At 59.8% G+C, this 15,357-nt stretch carries 22 protein-coding genes; all 22 read left to right on the top strand.

The window, feature by feature from the left end; all coding sequences use genetic code 11:
- The first annotated feature begins 19 nt into the window (after positions 1-19).
- The 22 genes from EYW40_RS18985 (at position 20) to EYW40_RS18875 (ending at position 15,283) form a co-directional block, all read left to right on the top strand.
- Complete coding sequence (locus tag EYW40_RS18985; protein WP_135823111.1) at positions 20-553, top strand: DUF7342 family protein; 534 nt, start codon at positions 20-22, stop codon at positions 551-553.
- A gap of 8 nt (positions 554-561) precedes the next feature.
- Entirely contained in the window at positions 562-996 is a 435-nt protein-coding gene (locus EYW40_RS20490; protein WP_135823110.1) for a toxin-antitoxin system TumE family protein, read from the top strand.
- Between the two features lie 127 nt (positions 997-1,123).
- Complete coding sequence (locus tag EYW40_RS18975; RefSeq protein ID WP_237560649.1) at positions 1,124-1,612, top strand: hypothetical protein; 489 nt, start codon at positions 1,124-1,126, stop codon at positions 1,610-1,612.
- A 182-nt stretch (positions 1,613-1,794) separates the two neighbouring features.
- Complete coding sequence (locus tag EYW40_RS18970; protein WP_135823109.1) at positions 1,795-2,085, top strand: DUF8069 family protein; 291 nt, start codon at positions 1,795-1,797, stop codon at positions 2,083-2,085.
- The gene (locus tag EYW40_RS18965; RefSeq protein ID WP_135823108.1) at positions 2,085-2,411 is read left to right on the top strand and encodes a DUF7558 family protein; all 327 of its coding nucleotides are present in this window, start codon (positions 2,085-2,087) and stop codon (positions 2,409-2,411) included. Before EYW40_RS18970 ends, EYW40_RS18965 begins: the two co-directional genes overlap by 1 nt.
- A 71-nt stretch (positions 2,412-2,482) precedes the next feature.
- Entirely contained in the window at positions 2,483-2,785 is a 303-nt protein-coding gene (locus EYW40_RS18960) for a hypothetical protein (RefSeq protein WP_092635685.1), read from the top strand.
- Positions 2,786-3,298: a PIN domain-containing protein gene (locus EYW40_RS18955; protein ID WP_135823107.1), complete on the top strand. Its 513-nt coding sequence runs from the start codon at positions 2,786-2,788 to the stop codon at positions 3,296-3,298. It abuts the gene before it with no gap.
- A gap of 31 nt (positions 3,299-3,329) precedes the next feature.
- Entirely contained in the window at positions 3,330-3,659 is a 330-nt protein-coding gene (locus EYW40_RS18950) for a DUF8158 family protein (RefSeq protein ID WP_135823106.1), read from the top strand.
- Positions 3,660-4,325: 666 nt separating this feature from the next.
- Complete coding sequence (locus EYW40_RS18940) at positions 4,326-5,192, top strand: DNA-binding protein (protein ID WP_135823105.1); 867 nt, start codon at positions 4,326-4,328, stop codon at positions 5,190-5,192.
- Between the two features lie 263 nt (positions 5,193-5,455).
- Positions 5,456-6,568 (top strand): winged helix-turn-helix domain-containing protein, encoded by a 1,113-nt coding sequence (locus EYW40_RS18935; protein WP_135823104.1) that lies wholly within the window; start codon positions 5,456-5,458, stop codon positions 6,566-6,568.
- Positions 6,561-7,274 (top strand): hypothetical protein, encoded by a 714-nt coding sequence (locus EYW40_RS18930; RefSeq protein WP_135823103.1) that lies wholly within the window; start codon positions 6,561-6,563, stop codon positions 7,272-7,274. Before EYW40_RS18935 ends, EYW40_RS18930 begins: the two co-directional genes overlap by 8 nt.
- 8 nt (positions 7,275-7,282) lie before the next feature.
- Positions 7,283-8,128 carry a hypothetical protein gene (locus tag EYW40_RS18925; protein WP_135823102.1) on the top strand — a complete coding sequence of 282 codons (846 nt, stop codon included), beginning with the start codon at positions 7,283-7,285 and terminating at the stop codon, positions 8,126-8,128.
- Positions 8,129-9,211 (top strand): CBASS oligonucleotide cyclase, encoded by a 1,083-nt coding sequence (locus tag EYW40_RS18920; protein ID WP_161973253.1) that lies wholly within the window; start codon positions 8,129-8,131, stop codon positions 9,209-9,211.
- 22 nt (positions 9,212-9,233) lie between these two features.
- Positions 9,234-9,812, top strand: a complete 579-nt coding sequence (locus tag EYW40_RS18915; protein ID WP_135823101.1) for a hypothetical protein — start codon at positions 9,234-9,236, stop codon at positions 9,810-9,812.
- Positions 9,813-9,907: 95 nt separating this feature from the next.
- A complete protein-coding gene (locus EYW40_RS18910) occupies positions 9,908-10,834 on the top strand; it encodes a transcription initiation factor IIB (protein WP_135823100.1) in 927 nt (308 codons plus the stop codon).
- 100 nt (positions 10,835-10,934) lie between these two features.
- Positions 10,935-11,822, top strand: a complete 888-nt coding sequence (locus EYW40_RS18905) for a biosurfactant protein 1 (RefSeq protein WP_135823099.1) — start codon at positions 10,935-10,937, stop codon at positions 11,820-11,822.
- Positions 11,823-11,966: 144 nt separating this feature from the next.
- Positions 11,967-12,155, top strand: a complete 189-nt coding sequence (locus tag EYW40_RS18900; RefSeq protein ID WP_135823155.1) for a DUF8012 family protein — start codon at positions 11,967-11,969, stop codon at positions 12,153-12,155.
- A gap of 106 nt (positions 12,156-12,261) precedes the next feature.
- Positions 12,262-12,642, top strand: coding sequence for a hypothetical protein (locus tag EYW40_RS18895; protein WP_135823154.1), 381 nt, complete (start codon positions 12,262-12,264; stop codon positions 12,640-12,642).
- A gap of 67 nt (positions 12,643-12,709) precedes the next feature.
- Entirely contained in the window at positions 12,710-13,372 is a 663-nt protein-coding gene (locus tag EYW40_RS18890) for a DUF6735 family protein (RefSeq protein WP_135823153.1), read from the top strand.
- Between the two features lie 521 nt (positions 13,373-13,893).
- A complete protein-coding gene (locus EYW40_RS18885) occupies positions 13,894-14,316 on the top strand; it encodes a DUF8025 family protein (RefSeq protein WP_135823152.1) in 423 nt (140 codons plus the stop codon).
- A 106-nt stretch (positions 14,317-14,422) separates the two neighbouring features.
- On the top strand, positions 14,423-14,914 hold the full coding sequence (locus EYW40_RS18880) for a DUF7995 family protein (RefSeq protein ID WP_135823167.1): 492 nt from the start codon (positions 14,423-14,425) through the stop codon (positions 14,912-14,914).
- Between the two features lie 3 nt (positions 14,915-14,917).
- Positions 14,918-15,283, top strand: a complete 366-nt coding sequence (locus tag EYW40_RS18875) for a DUF7568 family protein (RefSeq protein ID WP_135823151.1) — start codon at positions 14,918-14,920, stop codon at positions 15,281-15,283.
- The last annotated feature ends 74 nt before the right edge of the window (positions 15,284-15,357 follow it).

Raw genomic sequence — 15,357 nt, 5'->3', positions numbered from 1 at the left:
TAGACCTGCAATTCTGAGTATGTCCGAGACAGACGCCGCCGATGGGCCACCTCCCTTTGAGGACGCGTTCAGCAGCGACGACGTCGAACAACGCGTCTACGGCACCATCCTGCAGACCCGCGAGCCGACGGCGGCGAGCGCGATCGCCGACAGCGCCGACTGTGACCCCAAGACCGCCCGGAAGTATCTGGGCTGGTTCGACGATCTCGGCATCGTTACCCGGCACGACGGCCACCCAGCCACCTACGAGCGTAATGACGCGTACTTCGAGTGGCGACGCATCAACCAGCTCGCAGCCGACCATTCTGTCGAGGAACTCCAGGACCGCGTTCGTGAGCTGACGACGCGCATCACCGAGTATGAGGAGGCGTACGACGCCGCGTCACCGGCCGCCGTCGACGCCGTCGCCGCCGCGGAAGCCAGCGACGAACGGACCATCGACGACGTGTACAGCGACCTCGCCGACTGGGCGACCGCCCGCGAGGAGCGTGCCCGCTACGAGCGCGCACGCCAGCAACGCACGGATGGCGAGCGCGAACAGGCATCCGGGTAGCCGGCTCGATGGTGCCACCGACAGGCGATGGCGGGAGCCCTGCCCCCATCGATCGTCCCATCCTTGAGTTCCTTCAGACACGGCTCCAAGCCACCGGACAAGTCTCCCACGCGGCCATCACGGATGCAAGCGGCCATCTCGAGCTTCAGGTCGTCTTTGCATCGTCATACTACCCAGCGCCCGTCGACGACGCAACCCTGACTGTCCGCTGGTACACGAACGACGACTTCACAATCCACTATCGAGAGGTCCATTCGGAGCACACCTGGGAATGTCGATGGGATCGGCATCCGAACCCCCACAATACGCGCGACCACTTCCATCCCCCGCCCACCGCCCCGACGCCTGGTGACGATGACTCTTGGCCGACCGATCATCGTGATGTCCTGCAACTGGTCCTCGACGAGGTCGAAGACCGGATTGCAGTACTGTGGGACGACTAGACGACTCCCCCGCAGTGGCGTTTATCGCGCCGACCAAGGGTGACGGCGCTCAGCACGATGGGCACCACCACGAGAGTCGCCGTGGTGTCCAGCCTGGAGTCAGCTGAGTGCAGTCACAGGTGAACCCATGTCCACGTTCAGTAACTCCGAGACAGCGAGTGCATCGCCGTCAGAAAACCACACGAGGCCACCCCGAGAGACCGAGGACACAGAGTCACAGACATCCTGGCCAGACGATACGAGCAGCGAGGATGGAACACCAACGCTCAGGATGAACCAATGTCCAGAGTGCGGGAACCGTCGATTCGTCTCGAAACTCCTCGTGTACGAGATCACAGGCTACGACGAGAGCGGCGAGCAAGAATTCCGCCGCCAGCACGTCCGTGCAGAGTTCGAATACACCTGCAGTGAGTGCCAGACGACACTCCGGACGCTTCCCGCAGAGCGCCGCGATTACTACGACGAAGTCGCGGTCCTCGAAACAGAACGGCGGGCAGCCCTCCGTGATCAACTCCGCCAGCTGGGGAGGCGGGTTTGGCAGCGCCTTGCAGCGCGGACGACGTGGCTGGCACTCGGACTCGTGACACTCGTGACCGGGCTCGTGATCGCACTCTAACAGACCGACAGCAAGGGGTGGCTTACAGTAGGTGTTGGAGTAGCGTCATGCTCCCTTCCAACCAGGAACGGCTAGCTGGAGGCAGATAGCTGACGTAGGACATCATGCCCGCACCGCAGGTGTGTCTATCGGCGCCAGGAGGCGTGAGGCGCGCTCGAAGCGCGTCCAGAGCGTGAGCTTCCATGACTGGACCTGATATCATCGACGACACGACAGGCGACTACGACCGGCTCGAAACCGAACTCGTTGCACAGGACCGGGATGCGTCCCGAGTCGCGACGGCGGACATCGACGAGGCGACTGCCCGCCGTCTCGTTGGCGACCTCGTCGAGGACGATGTGGTGGCGCCGATCCCTGACCAACGCATTCTCGTCCACGAGCCCAGTAGCAAGCCCTTCAAGTCGATCACCCAGCTCGCCGTGTTCCATCGTGGCTGGCAGGCCGCCACCGACGCCGACGCGGAGGACAACTGATGCAACAGACGCTTTCTGGGTGTGGGTTCTGCGATTCACCGCCTGGTACAGCGATGGGCGAGGCGCATACGTGGGGGAAAGACGAACGGGTGACGCACCCAATCTGTGTCGACTGCGCCACCCAGACGCGGTCGGATCCCGACGAGCGCGACCACCACGCCTGCGACGGGTGCGGACTGGTCGTCGGCGCCCTCGCGGCACTTACCCGGTTCCGCGTCGAACTCGGCCATCTCGAGGGGCCGCTCCAACTGTGTGCTCGCTGTAGCCCTGGTGGGCTCGCGACGTACTGGACGCGCGACCTCACGGAGCACCTCGTGGCCGAGTGACGCTTAGCCGAGTGAGGCTCACATCGTACACACGAAAACGGCTAAGTGCGTTGGCTCACAATGTACACATCATGAGCACCGATAAGAAGCGCGTGCAGTTTCGGGCCCCCGATCGGCTCATCGACCGGGCCGACGCACTGGCCGCAGTCCTCGGGGAAGACCGAACAGATATCCTCGTGACCGCGCTTCGGGAGTACCTCCAAGACGCCGCTCACGACGACGCACTCACCCAAGAGATCGCTGCCGCCTATTACGACGATGAGATTACCTTCGATCAACTCAAAGCGCTCGTCGGCGCCGAGGAGGCGGCAAACCTCCGCGTGTTGAAACAGCAGTTGGACGAGGACTTCATCGACGAGGTCGCCGACGCTTAGATGTCGCGGCTTATCGCAGACGCCTCCGCCCTCGTGAGTCTCGGGATCGTTACTGACGACGACCCCGATCCACTCGCACTCTGTCTCTCCCGGTACGAGGTCGTCGTCCCAACAGCGGTCATCGATGAACTCCAAGAGATCGCCTCGTACGATGACGTCCATGGACACGCCGCGTCCGCCGTCCTCGACCAAACAGAGTCATTCACGACACAGTCGGTCGACCTCGATGCCGAGTTCCCCCTCGATGACGGTGAAAACGCGGCGGTCACGCTCGCGAACGATCTCAATGCTACGCTCTTCCTCTGTGACGAGTTCAACCAACTTGGCTTGATCCACGCCTCACTCGCTGATACTCGGCTCGTCACGACACCGACGCTGCTCTCGGTTCTCGTTCGAGCTGAACACCTATCAGCTGCCGATGCGCGGCTGCTCCTCGATGCGATCAGTGACGCCCGTAGCTGGGGCGCGAACAGTTACGTGCAGCGAGCTCGCTCATTGCTCAAGGAGCCCTGACACCGTGGAGGATCCTTCGAAGTGATTTGGAATGCCCGATAACGACGCTCTCTACGACGTTTGTGAACGAACCAAGAATCCCGAGCACGCATCAGTTGATGACGTGGTCGAACTCATCCTCGAGCGCGCACAGCATCCCCGGACGGAGCACCGGGACGCACATCTCGACGAGATGATGGCTACTGTCGTCGATAGGTACGGGACCGGCCCCGTCCGAACTGTTATCCATCGCGTTCTCGTCGACCACCACCCCTTTCGGACTGCCACGCATGACCTCGAGATGCGTAACGTCGACGGTGTTCGTATCGGGACAGCAGCCGGCCAGTTCCTGACAGAATTGAACGCGCAGCACGACGATTGAAATACAGTTTCTGAAAGCCCTCGGCCGCTCGGCATCCCGCGACCACCGCTGCGCGCCTCGTGCCTGCGGTGCTTGCGGGGTCGGGGGACGGCCGAGGCGGCCTCGCCCTTTCTGAGTCCACCAGGACGGTAGCTGGATCGCCGAGTGTCGCGGCCGGCTAGACTGGTGTGTCCGTTATGGCCCGCCCCGCTCGCCGCGTTCCGCCCTCCGCGTCGCTCGCGACCGACCATTCCGGGCGTGCGGGCGCTCTCCGCACCGCCCGCGCCCGTTCCGGGCTAAAATGGATGTGCCCTCGGCGCCAGCGGGTATCCCCGTCGGTTGCGCCCCTTGCGGGCTTTCGCGTTCCAGCGCTTTGTGCCGCCTGCGCTGTCGCGCGCCACACTGCGGCGCGCGTTCTCGGCGACAGTCGCCCTGGACACGGACCCGCACATCGGGCCGGACACGAGCGGGCATATCCCGCTGGCCGCTCGCTCCGGGCGGGTCGGTGCGCGGTGCTGGATGATCGTCCGCCTCGGGCGCGCTCTCGCTCGCGCCCACAGGGCGCTCGCGAAGGCGCGAGCGAGAGCGCGCAGATGGTTCTGTCGGTTGTTGTCGTCGAGGAAATCCGCGATGTTGTAGCATCGCGGTGTCGGGCGCGTGAGCGCCTTCAGGAACCAGTGAGTTCCAATGTCAAGTAAGAACGTCTCCAGTGAAGTAGTTTCGGTCGATGAACAGGCTTTCGAGAAACACGATGAAGTTGAGGTCGACGAGGATGGGTTCGAAGTCGTCGACGAGACCCCGGAGTTCCGGGCGACGGTCGACATGGAAGTGCAGGCGAAAGTCGATTCCAACCACCCAGATGCGCGGGTCAAGGAAGGCCCGGATCACATGTTCGGGAAGACTCTCGAACAGGAGGAGCGAATCGAGGCCCGGGAAGCCGAGCTGGAGCACATCAGTGCCCAGGCGGAACTCAGTCAACAGGAGGGACGCGCGAAGCGGACGCGGGAGGTCGTCGTCGAGCAGTGTGGCCTGGATGAGCCCGAACCGGTGGAGCGCACGGATCCACGGGAGAAACTGACGCAAGACGAACTCGCAGCGGTGAACAAGCAGGCGATGCGGATCTGCGACGAAGTGCAGGGCGGCTGGTCGAGAGCAGTCGTCGCGAAGCAGTTGGCCGAGAAGGTGCAGCGCGGAGAGGACGTGACGAAGGCGGTGCTGGAGACGTTGGAGGAGCAGAAGGCGGTCCCCGGTGCAATCGTGCCCATCGCGGATGTGCCGGACGTGCCCGTCGGGGAAGTGACGGTCCAGGGTGAAATCACTGAGCTCTGGGCTCCAAGTGACAACTCAATTCAACAAGTCGGGCTCATCGAAGACGAGAGCGGGCGCACGAAATTCACGGTCTGGGAGAAGAGCGGGAAAACGGTGGTTCGAGAGGGGCAGACGGTCAGATTCAGAGCGGTCAAGAAGAACTGGTACCAGGGCCGGTGCAGTCTCGCGATCACGGGCTGGTCGAGGATCGAATTCCCAGAGCGCGGTCGGTGGTGGGAAAAATAGCCAGTTAGCCCAGCCTTCTTTTTTTGCTGTGTGCCGGACCGGCCCTGACCCCGCCGCCCCACCCTCCGCTCCGTGCTCGCTCCCTGCGGTCGCTGCGCGCGCAGCCACAACCGTGGGGTGAATCGCCCCTGCCGTGCGAAATTGGGTCTGTGATGTGGTGTGTTTGCGGAATGAGCTGTGATTAGACGTGTTACTGACCCTAGTGTTTTATTACTTTGGGGAGAGTACGACAGTTTGAATAGAAGGGGTACTGTACGAAATCCATGGTTGATTCCGATAAGCAGCATCGATTCGAAGAAGCATTTGCACGCGGGCAACAGGGCGATATCAGCAACTACGAGGCCTGGCTACAGGACCAAGATATCCGCCCCGACCGTGTGACAGAAGGGTTCGTGTCACAGTATTTCCGGGAGCAACCGGAAAACGCACCCAACCACGACGCTCAGCTTGAGGAGATCGCTGAGTTCCTCGGGTTTTTCTCTCGACGAGAGGGACCTCATCATATCCCTATTGTCGGAGTAACCGGTATCGGGAAAACCCAGCTTCTTGCGACTATCCAGCATATGCTGGACCAGCTAGAAACCGGATTACCGTCCCGAGAGTATTCCGCGGCCCAATTCAAGGAGGATACAGAGGAGAGCGAACCATATTGGGACGGTGTTCTTGCTGAACTCAGCGACTTGGAGAAGGCCATCATCCTATTAGATGATTGCGAGGAGGATAAGCGGATTGAGCATTCGCTGGGAACGATTAGTAGCCGCATTGCAGATGTGTTCGTCGTGACGACATGGACGCCTGAACGATGGAATATGGTGAAAGACGAGATCAACGACACGCTCACGGTCTCACAGGTGGTGGAGCTTTCACCGCTAGATGAATCGACCACGATCGCGGCATTGGATGCGACGATGCAGGCGTTCAGTACAGCCCCAATCGAAGTATCCACAGATCTGTACCAGCGTATCTACGAGTGCAGTTCTGGTATTCCCGGCCTGTTCCATCAACTCCTCCGTGAAACACTAAAAGAGACCTTTCTCAACGACCTGGAGCTTAGTGACGTTGGTGCAGTTGATGCAGCTGCACGGACGCTCCACCTAGACGGTGCAGCGGAACGTATCTACGAGTTATCGGAAAAACAGGTGCTAATCCTCAAACATGTGCTGTTGGCCCGGCATCCGCAGGGACGTCGACCTTCGGAATTGGTCGAACTCCTAGATCGGGACAAGTCCACAATCTCGTACCATCTCCAGAATCTCTTCGATGATTCGTTGTTAGAGAAAGAGAAGTCTGGTCGGTCCGTGTTTTACCGGGTGGCTGCCCCAGTGAAACCCTTAGTGCAGCGCCGCATTGCGCAGGAGGGCGAATTCCATGCCTAGTTACAAATTGATACCAACACCCCACGACGATCTCGATACGGACGACGTCGAGGATCGAGTTGCACAGCTCTCAGCCCGAGAATCAAACGCGGACTTAGGCCGGGGAACACTTCCAGAGACGTTAGACAGCGTAGCGACTGACGTCTTCTGGTTCGAGTACGCGATTGAACGAGAGTTTGAATACGAAACGCTAGGTGGTGAACACGAAACGAAGATCCTAGAGAAACACCCCGTTGTGTTCCTAGGCGGTGACTTCGTTGCCATCGGTAACTGCAACAAGGAAGTCGAAAACGAACTCCAAGAGTTCCTTGAGACCAATTTCGTCCCCGGCTACTCCCTCGAAACCCTCAACTTCGAAGAAAGCACGCTCCAGCAGATCATCGAACAGGCGCCGGACATTGTCAAAGCAGACCTCAACCCGACGCAGACCTCAGAGCCAGAGCAAATCTCAGGCCGAGACCGGCGCAGCCTGAAAGCCACGGACTTCTGGGACCGGTACGAAGGCGAACCCGTCTCCAAGGTCAAGGTAAAGCTGCCAAACGAGGGTACTGAAATCACGGTCGGGTTCGATAAACGCGGCATCGTTATCCTGTATGAACAATCGCTGACCATGCGGGAACAGGTAGAGGCGTTACAGTACGTTGCGGACAACGTCCTCTCTCGGTTCATCGACCCGCATTATCAGACGACGCTCCTCGGAGAGTGATCTAACCAATGACACAACACCAGATCCCCACTGAAAATCACCAGGGATTCAACATCGCATCGACAGACGAAGCACCAACTGGGCCTGTCTTACTCATCGAACGACAGGAAGCCCACGATCGCTTCCACAATGACCACCCCCGCCAGTTGACAGTGCTGCTTCGGATAACCGCTGTAAAAACGTTAGTCAACAAGGGAGAAACAGCTGAGTCCTATTTCGGAGAGCGTGTCACTGTCATTACGACCACGACGATCAACGACCGCCTGCTCTCCGACCTCGGATGGGACGACGAACTCGCGTTGATCCAGCAATTCCAACCGGACTTTCACATCCCGTGCGACTACCCCGTTTACAAGGAGAACGACCCGCTGCTTCGGCGAAAGCACGTGCTCCAATGCCTCAAAGGAACGATCTGGATGGCCAGCAATCTCTACGGCGCTAAAACCCGGATCATTCCTCTGCTGAAAGGTGAGACGCCGCATGAGCGCCGGCTCTGCTACCAGGTCTTTCAGTATCTCGGGGCCCGATATTGCGTGTTCTACGGTACGCAGTACTTTACGGCGAACATCGGGTTCTACCAGCTCCAAGAGGATCTGCGAACCGTCGTCTCCGAAGCACCCGATCTTCAAGTGATGCTTATCGGCCTGCAAGCCACGCATCGACTGGAACAGCTTCCACCACAGATCGTGGCCGCTGCAGGCCAACGCTGGATTGACGAAGTCCAGCTCCGCGACATTCCCTACAAACAATCACAGGAACGCTACACACAGATGGAGGCCAACATCAATGGTGCGCTCGGACGTGGACAGATGCCGATTATGGCCTGGTCGAGCAGTGAGGAGGTGACGGCATAAATGGGGGGCGGCTACAATTCCACCGGACAGACGTACTCACATAGCGGCCGCGAACCTGGAGACACCGGCGGAGCTGGCCAAGCACTCCATGACGCCATTTCCGGCGATCCCGAACCGGAGTCCAAAGAGGAACCGGAGAAGGACGAAGTCGAGGATTGTTACGAGGATCACGTCGAGGAAACCGAGATCACTGACCGTCAGACAGAGACGATCTCTGATCGGCGCGACGTGCTCGTCGATATTCTGAGCGAGGACATGGAGATAGAGGACAGCCAACTAATCGGGTCCTACACGCGGGGCACAATGACGGCTCCCTTGAGCGAGGATTCGGACGCTGACGTGATGATCGTTCTCGATGCTGACGAACACCGGCAATGGATCGAACAGGAAAATGGACCACGCAACTGTCTGAATGCTATCAAGCGGCGTATCGAGAACGACCCCCGGTTCTCACAGACCGAGGTGAAGGTCGATCAGAACGTCGTCCAGGTCAAGTACCATGATTCGACCATCGAGATCGCACCGGCCTTTCACTATAGTGAGGTGCCCCATGCGGACCATCCACGGGGGATGTTCGGCCTGTTCACCGACGCAAGCGATGGTTATGCCATTCCGGATACGCATGGCGGGCAGTCGTGGCAGGGCACCAATCCCCGCAAGTACAAGCAGATGTTCGATGCTCGGGACCAAGCACACAATGGGAAAGTCTCCGGGCTAACCCGAACAATGAAAAAATGGGCCGAGACCACCAACGTCCCCGTGCGCTCATTCCACATGGAGACGATGGTCTACAATTACTTCGAGGAGAAGGCCCGCCGCGGTGAACCGGTCCCGGACACCTACCAGGAAATGACCCGTGAATTTGTCCAGACCCTGCCCAACCGGGTCAAGAGCCAGACAAAGGAGCCCGTCTATGATGAACGGGTCGACCAGGGAATGAGCCGTAGCGAGCGTCGAGAAGCCGCGAAAAAAGCGAAGTCGGCCAAGAAGAAACTAGAAGAGGCGAAGCAGCTTCAAGAAGAAGGAAAGACCGAGGAGGCGAAAGAAAAGCTGCAAGACGTCCACGGAGACGACTTCAGCTAGACAACAACGAAGGTGATGCTGGATGGATGACGATGACGTTGATCTCGATTTCCGTAACCGGATCTACAATCGGGCATTAGAGGAACAGAATAGCAACCTCTGGAACTTCAAACGATTCTATACAGCCGCCAGTTTTTGGGGCTGGATCGACGTCGGTTCAGCAGTCCTCACCGCGATCATGGGCGCAATCCTCACCTATGGATTAGCCTGGCGAACCATCCCACTCTGGAGCATGGTTTCGCTCTCCCTCCTCGTAGGCACTATTTCACTCGCAAAAGCAAACCGGAAGCCGGGGCAGCGCGCAGAAAAGCTCCACGACATGGGTCGGAGTTACCAAGAGCTTCACGACGAGATTAAAGATTTCATCGAGCTCGATTTGAAGGACGGAAATCGGGACAAGGAATGGCTTCGAGACAGATTTGAAGAACTCGCCGTCAAGCGGCATGACCTGAAGTCAGAAGCGAAACTAAGCGGACTGTGGTACCGATGGCTGAAATGGCGACGCGAGGACGAAATCTACGAAGAAGCCACGACCACTGACGAGGAACGACAGTACTTAGATTCGGAAGGATTCAACGACGGTCGCGATAAGAAATTCTAAGGAAGTATTGAGTGCGACACCGCGTAGCGTTTATTGACCCCTCGATAGGTGAGGGGCTTGCCGTACTGGCAAGTTCCCTGAACACGGTGAGAACCATGGCAACCAGAGACATCTACGAAACTGGCTTTGACGAAGACGTCCGAACGGAATCGAGTGCGAACCAGTGTCCCGAGTGCGACGGCCGGGTCACCACCAACGCAGTCGAAACCATCTGCGAGGATTGTGGCCTGGTCATCGACGAGCAGCGGATCGACCACGGGCCAGAGTGGCGAGGGTTCGACGTAGACGAACGGGAGCGCACGGGTGCTCCGTTGACGGCGGCACGACACGATCGAGGGTTATCGACGGAGATCGGCCGCGGGACCGATGCGAACGGGAACGAACTCTCAGGACAGAAGCGACGGCGGCTCGCTCGGATGCGGCGTGAACAGACCCGTGGGCGGTTTCAGTCGAAAGCTGAACGCAACCTCGCACACGGGCTTAGTGAAGTCCGCCGGATCAGTAGTGCGCTCGAACTATCTGAGACGACCCGTGACCAGGCCTGCCAACTATTCCGTAGCGCTCAGAACGAGGACCTCCTGCAGGGCCGGTCGATCGAGGCGATGGCCGCCGCGAGTGTCTACGGCGCGTGTCGGTGTAACGGGCGGCCGCGAACGCTCGACGACATCACCGAGTCGGCGCGCGTCGAGCAATCGCGGGTGACGAACGCATACACGACGCTGAATACGGAACTTGGCCTGCCGGCCCAGCCGGTGACGCCCAGTGCGTTCGTTCCGCAGTTGGCCTCGGAGCTCGACGTCTCCGATCAAATCCGGCAGCGGGCTCGGCAGCTGGCAGAAGCATCGGAATCAACCGGGGCAACCACGGGAGTTCGGCCGTCCGGGTTCGCCGCAGCCTGTCTGTACAAGGCCGGACGCGAAGACGGACGGTGGCTCACCCAGTCGGACGTCGCTGACGTTGCGAACGTCTCGGTAGTCACCGTGCGGACCCACCGCGATGCGCTGGACGAACTGGCTGTCTAACGCCCACACTGCTGATTTTCGTTTGTATGTCTGTAGGCTGATTGATGTGAGAGCCATTGTTTAAATCCGAAGACGAAGCATGATACGGCCAGATCACTCTATGACCGACCAGTACGCCGACTACGAAGCCCTCCGACCGCTCGGCGAAGCGACCCACGTTCCCGACGATCAACTCGCCAGTAGTAGTGGCGAGCCCCGGCGGCAACGCTCTGGTGGCGTCGACACGGACTATCCAGATGGCCCGACAGCAGATGAGACCGAGTGCGCTTCCTGTGGAGCGTCAATCCCCGCTGGCCAGTCGAAGTGCCGATTCTGTCTCACGAACCATCTCGAAGCAGCCGACGATCAGGACACATCGACTGCCGAAACGACTCTCCTCCACGTTATCCAGCTGCTCGTCGAGGCGTCGACGTTCTACGGCGCCGTCGGGAAGGGATCTGCTGCGGCCACCCTCCTCGCGAGGGCAGATGATGACCCAGTAGTCGATGACTGCAAGCTAATCTATGATCTCGACGAGGAACCGGCCCCACAGCTTGTCGATCAGTGGCCCTCGCTCCCCTCGGCGACACAGGTCACGTCTGAATGTGGTAATCAGCTGCTCGCGGCTGCTCGTGAGCGGACGGCGTGGACAGAGACGACGCAGTCCTGTCACGACGGCGAGCACACGACGGTCCTCTACGAGGAAACCGGGAGTGGGGTTCACTCCGAAGAGCGTCTTGCAAGCCTACGTGAGGACGCAGACGACGACCTCTGGCTGGTGCCGGCGATTGCGCTCCAGGAATCCGTTGGCAAGACCGATACCGAACAGCCACAACGCGAGCACCCAAACAGAACTCACCTCGAGTGTCGGGAGTGTGATCGGGAGACTAAGCATCGATTTCGCGATTTCGAGGCTGCCCCCGATGACGAATGGACCGGGCAGCCAATGTGGGGCTGTCAGCGGTGCGGCACGCCACGCTACGGGCCCGAACCCGAAGCCGGTCAGTAAAGACGACGTCAAATTAACCAACAATTCTGGTGTCGGCTCGGAGTTGTTGGTTAACAGAAGCCAGCTCGCGACCACCAGACGATACCACACCTGCTGACTGCCCGCCGGTGTTTTTCGGCGCCGAGAATCGGCGGAGGCGCACATATGGACCCACGAGACACACCCGGCTACCGGCTGCACCGCGCGCTCAACAATCTCACCAGTATCGACGGCGAGCAATTGGAGCCCGCCGACCGAGAGCGGATCAGCACAGCAACGACGCTTCTGGAGCAGGCAGAACTCCTCACCCGGCCGGATGCGACGGCAGACGACGACACCAACGGAGAGGCCTGACCGCACGACGCATCGGCAATGCGGCGTCCTGTGGCTGACACAGCGTGAGCGGTTGTTCGCCCCCTGAAGGGGTGCGGGGGCGCGAGACCGCTCCCGAGAACAACCCATGGCAACACTCCAAGCCGCAACGACATCGACCGGCGCGCTCGTAACAGACTCACAGGCAGTCCGCGAGCTCTGTGAGAACCACTGCTTCGGGACGCTCAACTGGGAGGTGGACGACGACGGCGAACTGATCATCTGGGGCTACGACAGCTTCGAAGTGTACGAGGCCCGTGAGAACGGTCTTCCTGACTACGACGGTGGCATCGTCACCCACGAGTTCCTCCAGTCGCTCGCGGAGTATCTCGAACCGGACGAAGAATTCGACATCCAGACAGCCGGATTTACCAAGTGCCGGTTTCCCGTGCTGGCGAAGCGGTACGTCGTTCGCGATGGCGAAGTCCTCCACGCGGACCTCAGTTCCCCCGACCCGATCGACGAGTAGAGTTGTTCGTCCCCCGGGAGGGGTGCGGGGCGATCCAGTCGCGGTCGCCCCGTGAGGTGATTGCTCGATGGGACACCGCGCACTCGTTGCGTACGAACGCACGGACGGACAGTACACGCTCCACTACAGTCATTGGGGCGCAGCGAACCTGAAGCTCAAGCACCGAATCTCGGCTGAGTCGCCGTTCGGTGGCGACGACACCGACTCCAAGTGGGCGAAACAGCTGCTGGCTGAACTGGCCGATGGCCTTGAGGCAGATGCGGTCGACGGCTACCTCACCGGCGAGGATCGTCCGTCGTCGGTCGTCGAGCCGAAGCCCCGCGCCACCGGGCTCACCCTCGACGAGATCGTTGCTGACCACCTCGACTACCTCCACCACGAGGCGTTCTTCGTGGTGTCGACGACGTTCGAGGTGACCGCCTATCGGACGCTGTGGTTCGGCCTGAAGTACGACTCGGAGACGGTCGAACAGGGAGAGACCGTCGGGAACGGCGCGCTCGCGACGGTGCGCTGGTACGACGGCGAGCCGGTCGGCGACGGCCACCTGCAGGGCCAGTTCGCGGCCCTCAAAGACGTCGTCGGCGACATGCTCGACAAGGGAGTCCTCACGCCGTCGACGGCGAGACAGTATCTGAAACAGAAGCTCGCTGAGCGGGTCGGGGATCGACAGGAGCTGCTCATTCCGACCGGGGAATCACCCTTCGAGAAGGCGAGTCTTCGCAAGTCGTAGGCCAATTTGCTCTAGCCCCGAAGTGGTACCATACATCTCTACACATAGTGCTGTGTTCAGTCTGAGAAAGGTGCACCAGATTCAAATGTGCGAATACTGGGCGAGGGGTGGAGGGTGTCACCCACTTGTTCAAACACATAGTCTGCGTGAAAAACTATGAAACTCATCCGTGAAGGGGACGTACATTTCTTAATGGGTGACCAAGTTCGGTCTTCGGAGAGACCGCGTGACGATATCCCCTCTGCCAGTGAAGCCGTTGCAAAGCTCCGACTTGAACTGAGTCACAGGCCCTTGGAAGAATTAGTGGAAGAGGGGTTGGTCAAATTAGGTAGGGAGAACAACGTTGTAAAGAAAGGCCCCGACTTCGAGAAGGGACGGCCCCTCAGGAGCTAACCCGCACCCCTGTATTGATCGGTTCGGGAATCCGAACACAGTCAATGTGAATCGTTTTCTGGTATTCTCAGCAAATGGTGTTTTTCAGGGGCTAGAATGGGTGAGCCCCGCCGTAGGCTCGTGATTTAATGTCCGAGAAACCAGACGACGACCCATTCCACGATTGCGAGTTAGACCCCGACGCAGTCCTCGGGACGCGCACCTTCCACGATGTCCTGTTCACCGACGACACGGAAACACCGGTAAACGTGCTAACCGGCGAGACGCCCGCACATTCGCAGGCGACCGTCGAGGAAGCGAAGAAGTTCGCTGCGAGTATTGACACGGACACGCCACAGATCGCACTTCCGGCGTCAGTTGAGACGCAGGTCGAAACCCAGAGCAAGCCCTACACTGCAGCTGCGTTCTTCCACTTCAAGGCGACGGGATCACTCGAACGACACCGTGCCTACCACGCCGCGTACGACTCGGATGCGTTCACCGTCGACTTCGAGGCCGACTACGCGTCGGGCGATCTGACCATCACAGTCGACCGAGCGAACGAGTCCTAAGACTCGACCGCTAGATCAGGTTTTTCGAGCGCCGGCGATGGGTGCCGGCGCAGCAGGAGTGAGCGAGCAATCATTCCCGGTGCGTCGGCGCTTCGAGGTGTTCGAGATGCACATGGTGATTTACGCTCTGGTAGAAGAATCGACCCACGACGACGCACTGGCCACCGGAAAGACGGTATTCGACCGCCTGGTCGGCGCGGACCCACATGCCGGCGCCGTCTTCGACTACCACGTGACTTTCGATGAGGAGGACACGTCCGTTGCGGGGAAGGCGCGATGGGGTGAGTTGCCGACTGCAGCCCCCGTCGACTCCGATGACGGCCAAGACCTGCTTGAGCGTGGCTGGGAGGCGACGAAAGAGGAGTTCGAGCGGAATCTCGAACGGGTGAGAGAAGCACTTGACGAACTCTCCGACGAGGAGATTATGCGCGACGAAGATCTCGCTCGGCACGCGTTCCACCAGGTCGGCGCCTACGACGGGCCAACGATCTTCCTGTACAACGAATATGCGAACGGTATCCGTCACCGTGAGCAGCTGGATCGAGTGCTGGAAGAGAGCGAGGAGCTCTGGATCGTGCCCGCCGACGTCCACTTCTAACAGATGGCTCGAATCACAAATTGGAAGCGCGAGAGCCGCACGCCCACACTCGCATACCGGAATACCGAGACCGGCGCTCGCGCTGTCCTACACCGAGCACCGGACTCGTACCGCTACAAGTGGCGTGGCACAATCCTCGTCGACGGCTACCCAGTGTGGTCGCGGGGGTACGAGACGAAAGACGCGAAATCGTTCCGTGATGAGCTCCAGGAACGGCCAGCGCCCGAACTGAGTTGTCCCGAGTGTCCGAACAGCGACGTGGCAATCGGTGGGAAAACGGCTGACTGCGCGAAGGTTCAGCGCTGGTTTGAGTGTCGGAGCTGTGGGTACGAAGCATCCTCGAGAATCGTGTACGGCGCCGAGCGCTGATTGATGGGAACGTTTCTGCGGTGATGTTTATTTTGGGCCGGAATGGGTGGCCCGTCTCAATCGGGCCAGATCCA

The sequence above is a fragment of the Halostella litorea genome (assembly GCF_004785955.1).
GTDB lineage: Archaea > Halobacteriota > Halobacteria > Halobacteriales > Natronoarchaeaceae > Halostella > Halostella litorea.
The sequence above is the reverse complement of the archived record's forward strand: the minus strand, read 5'-3'. Positions and strand labels throughout refer to the sequence as shown.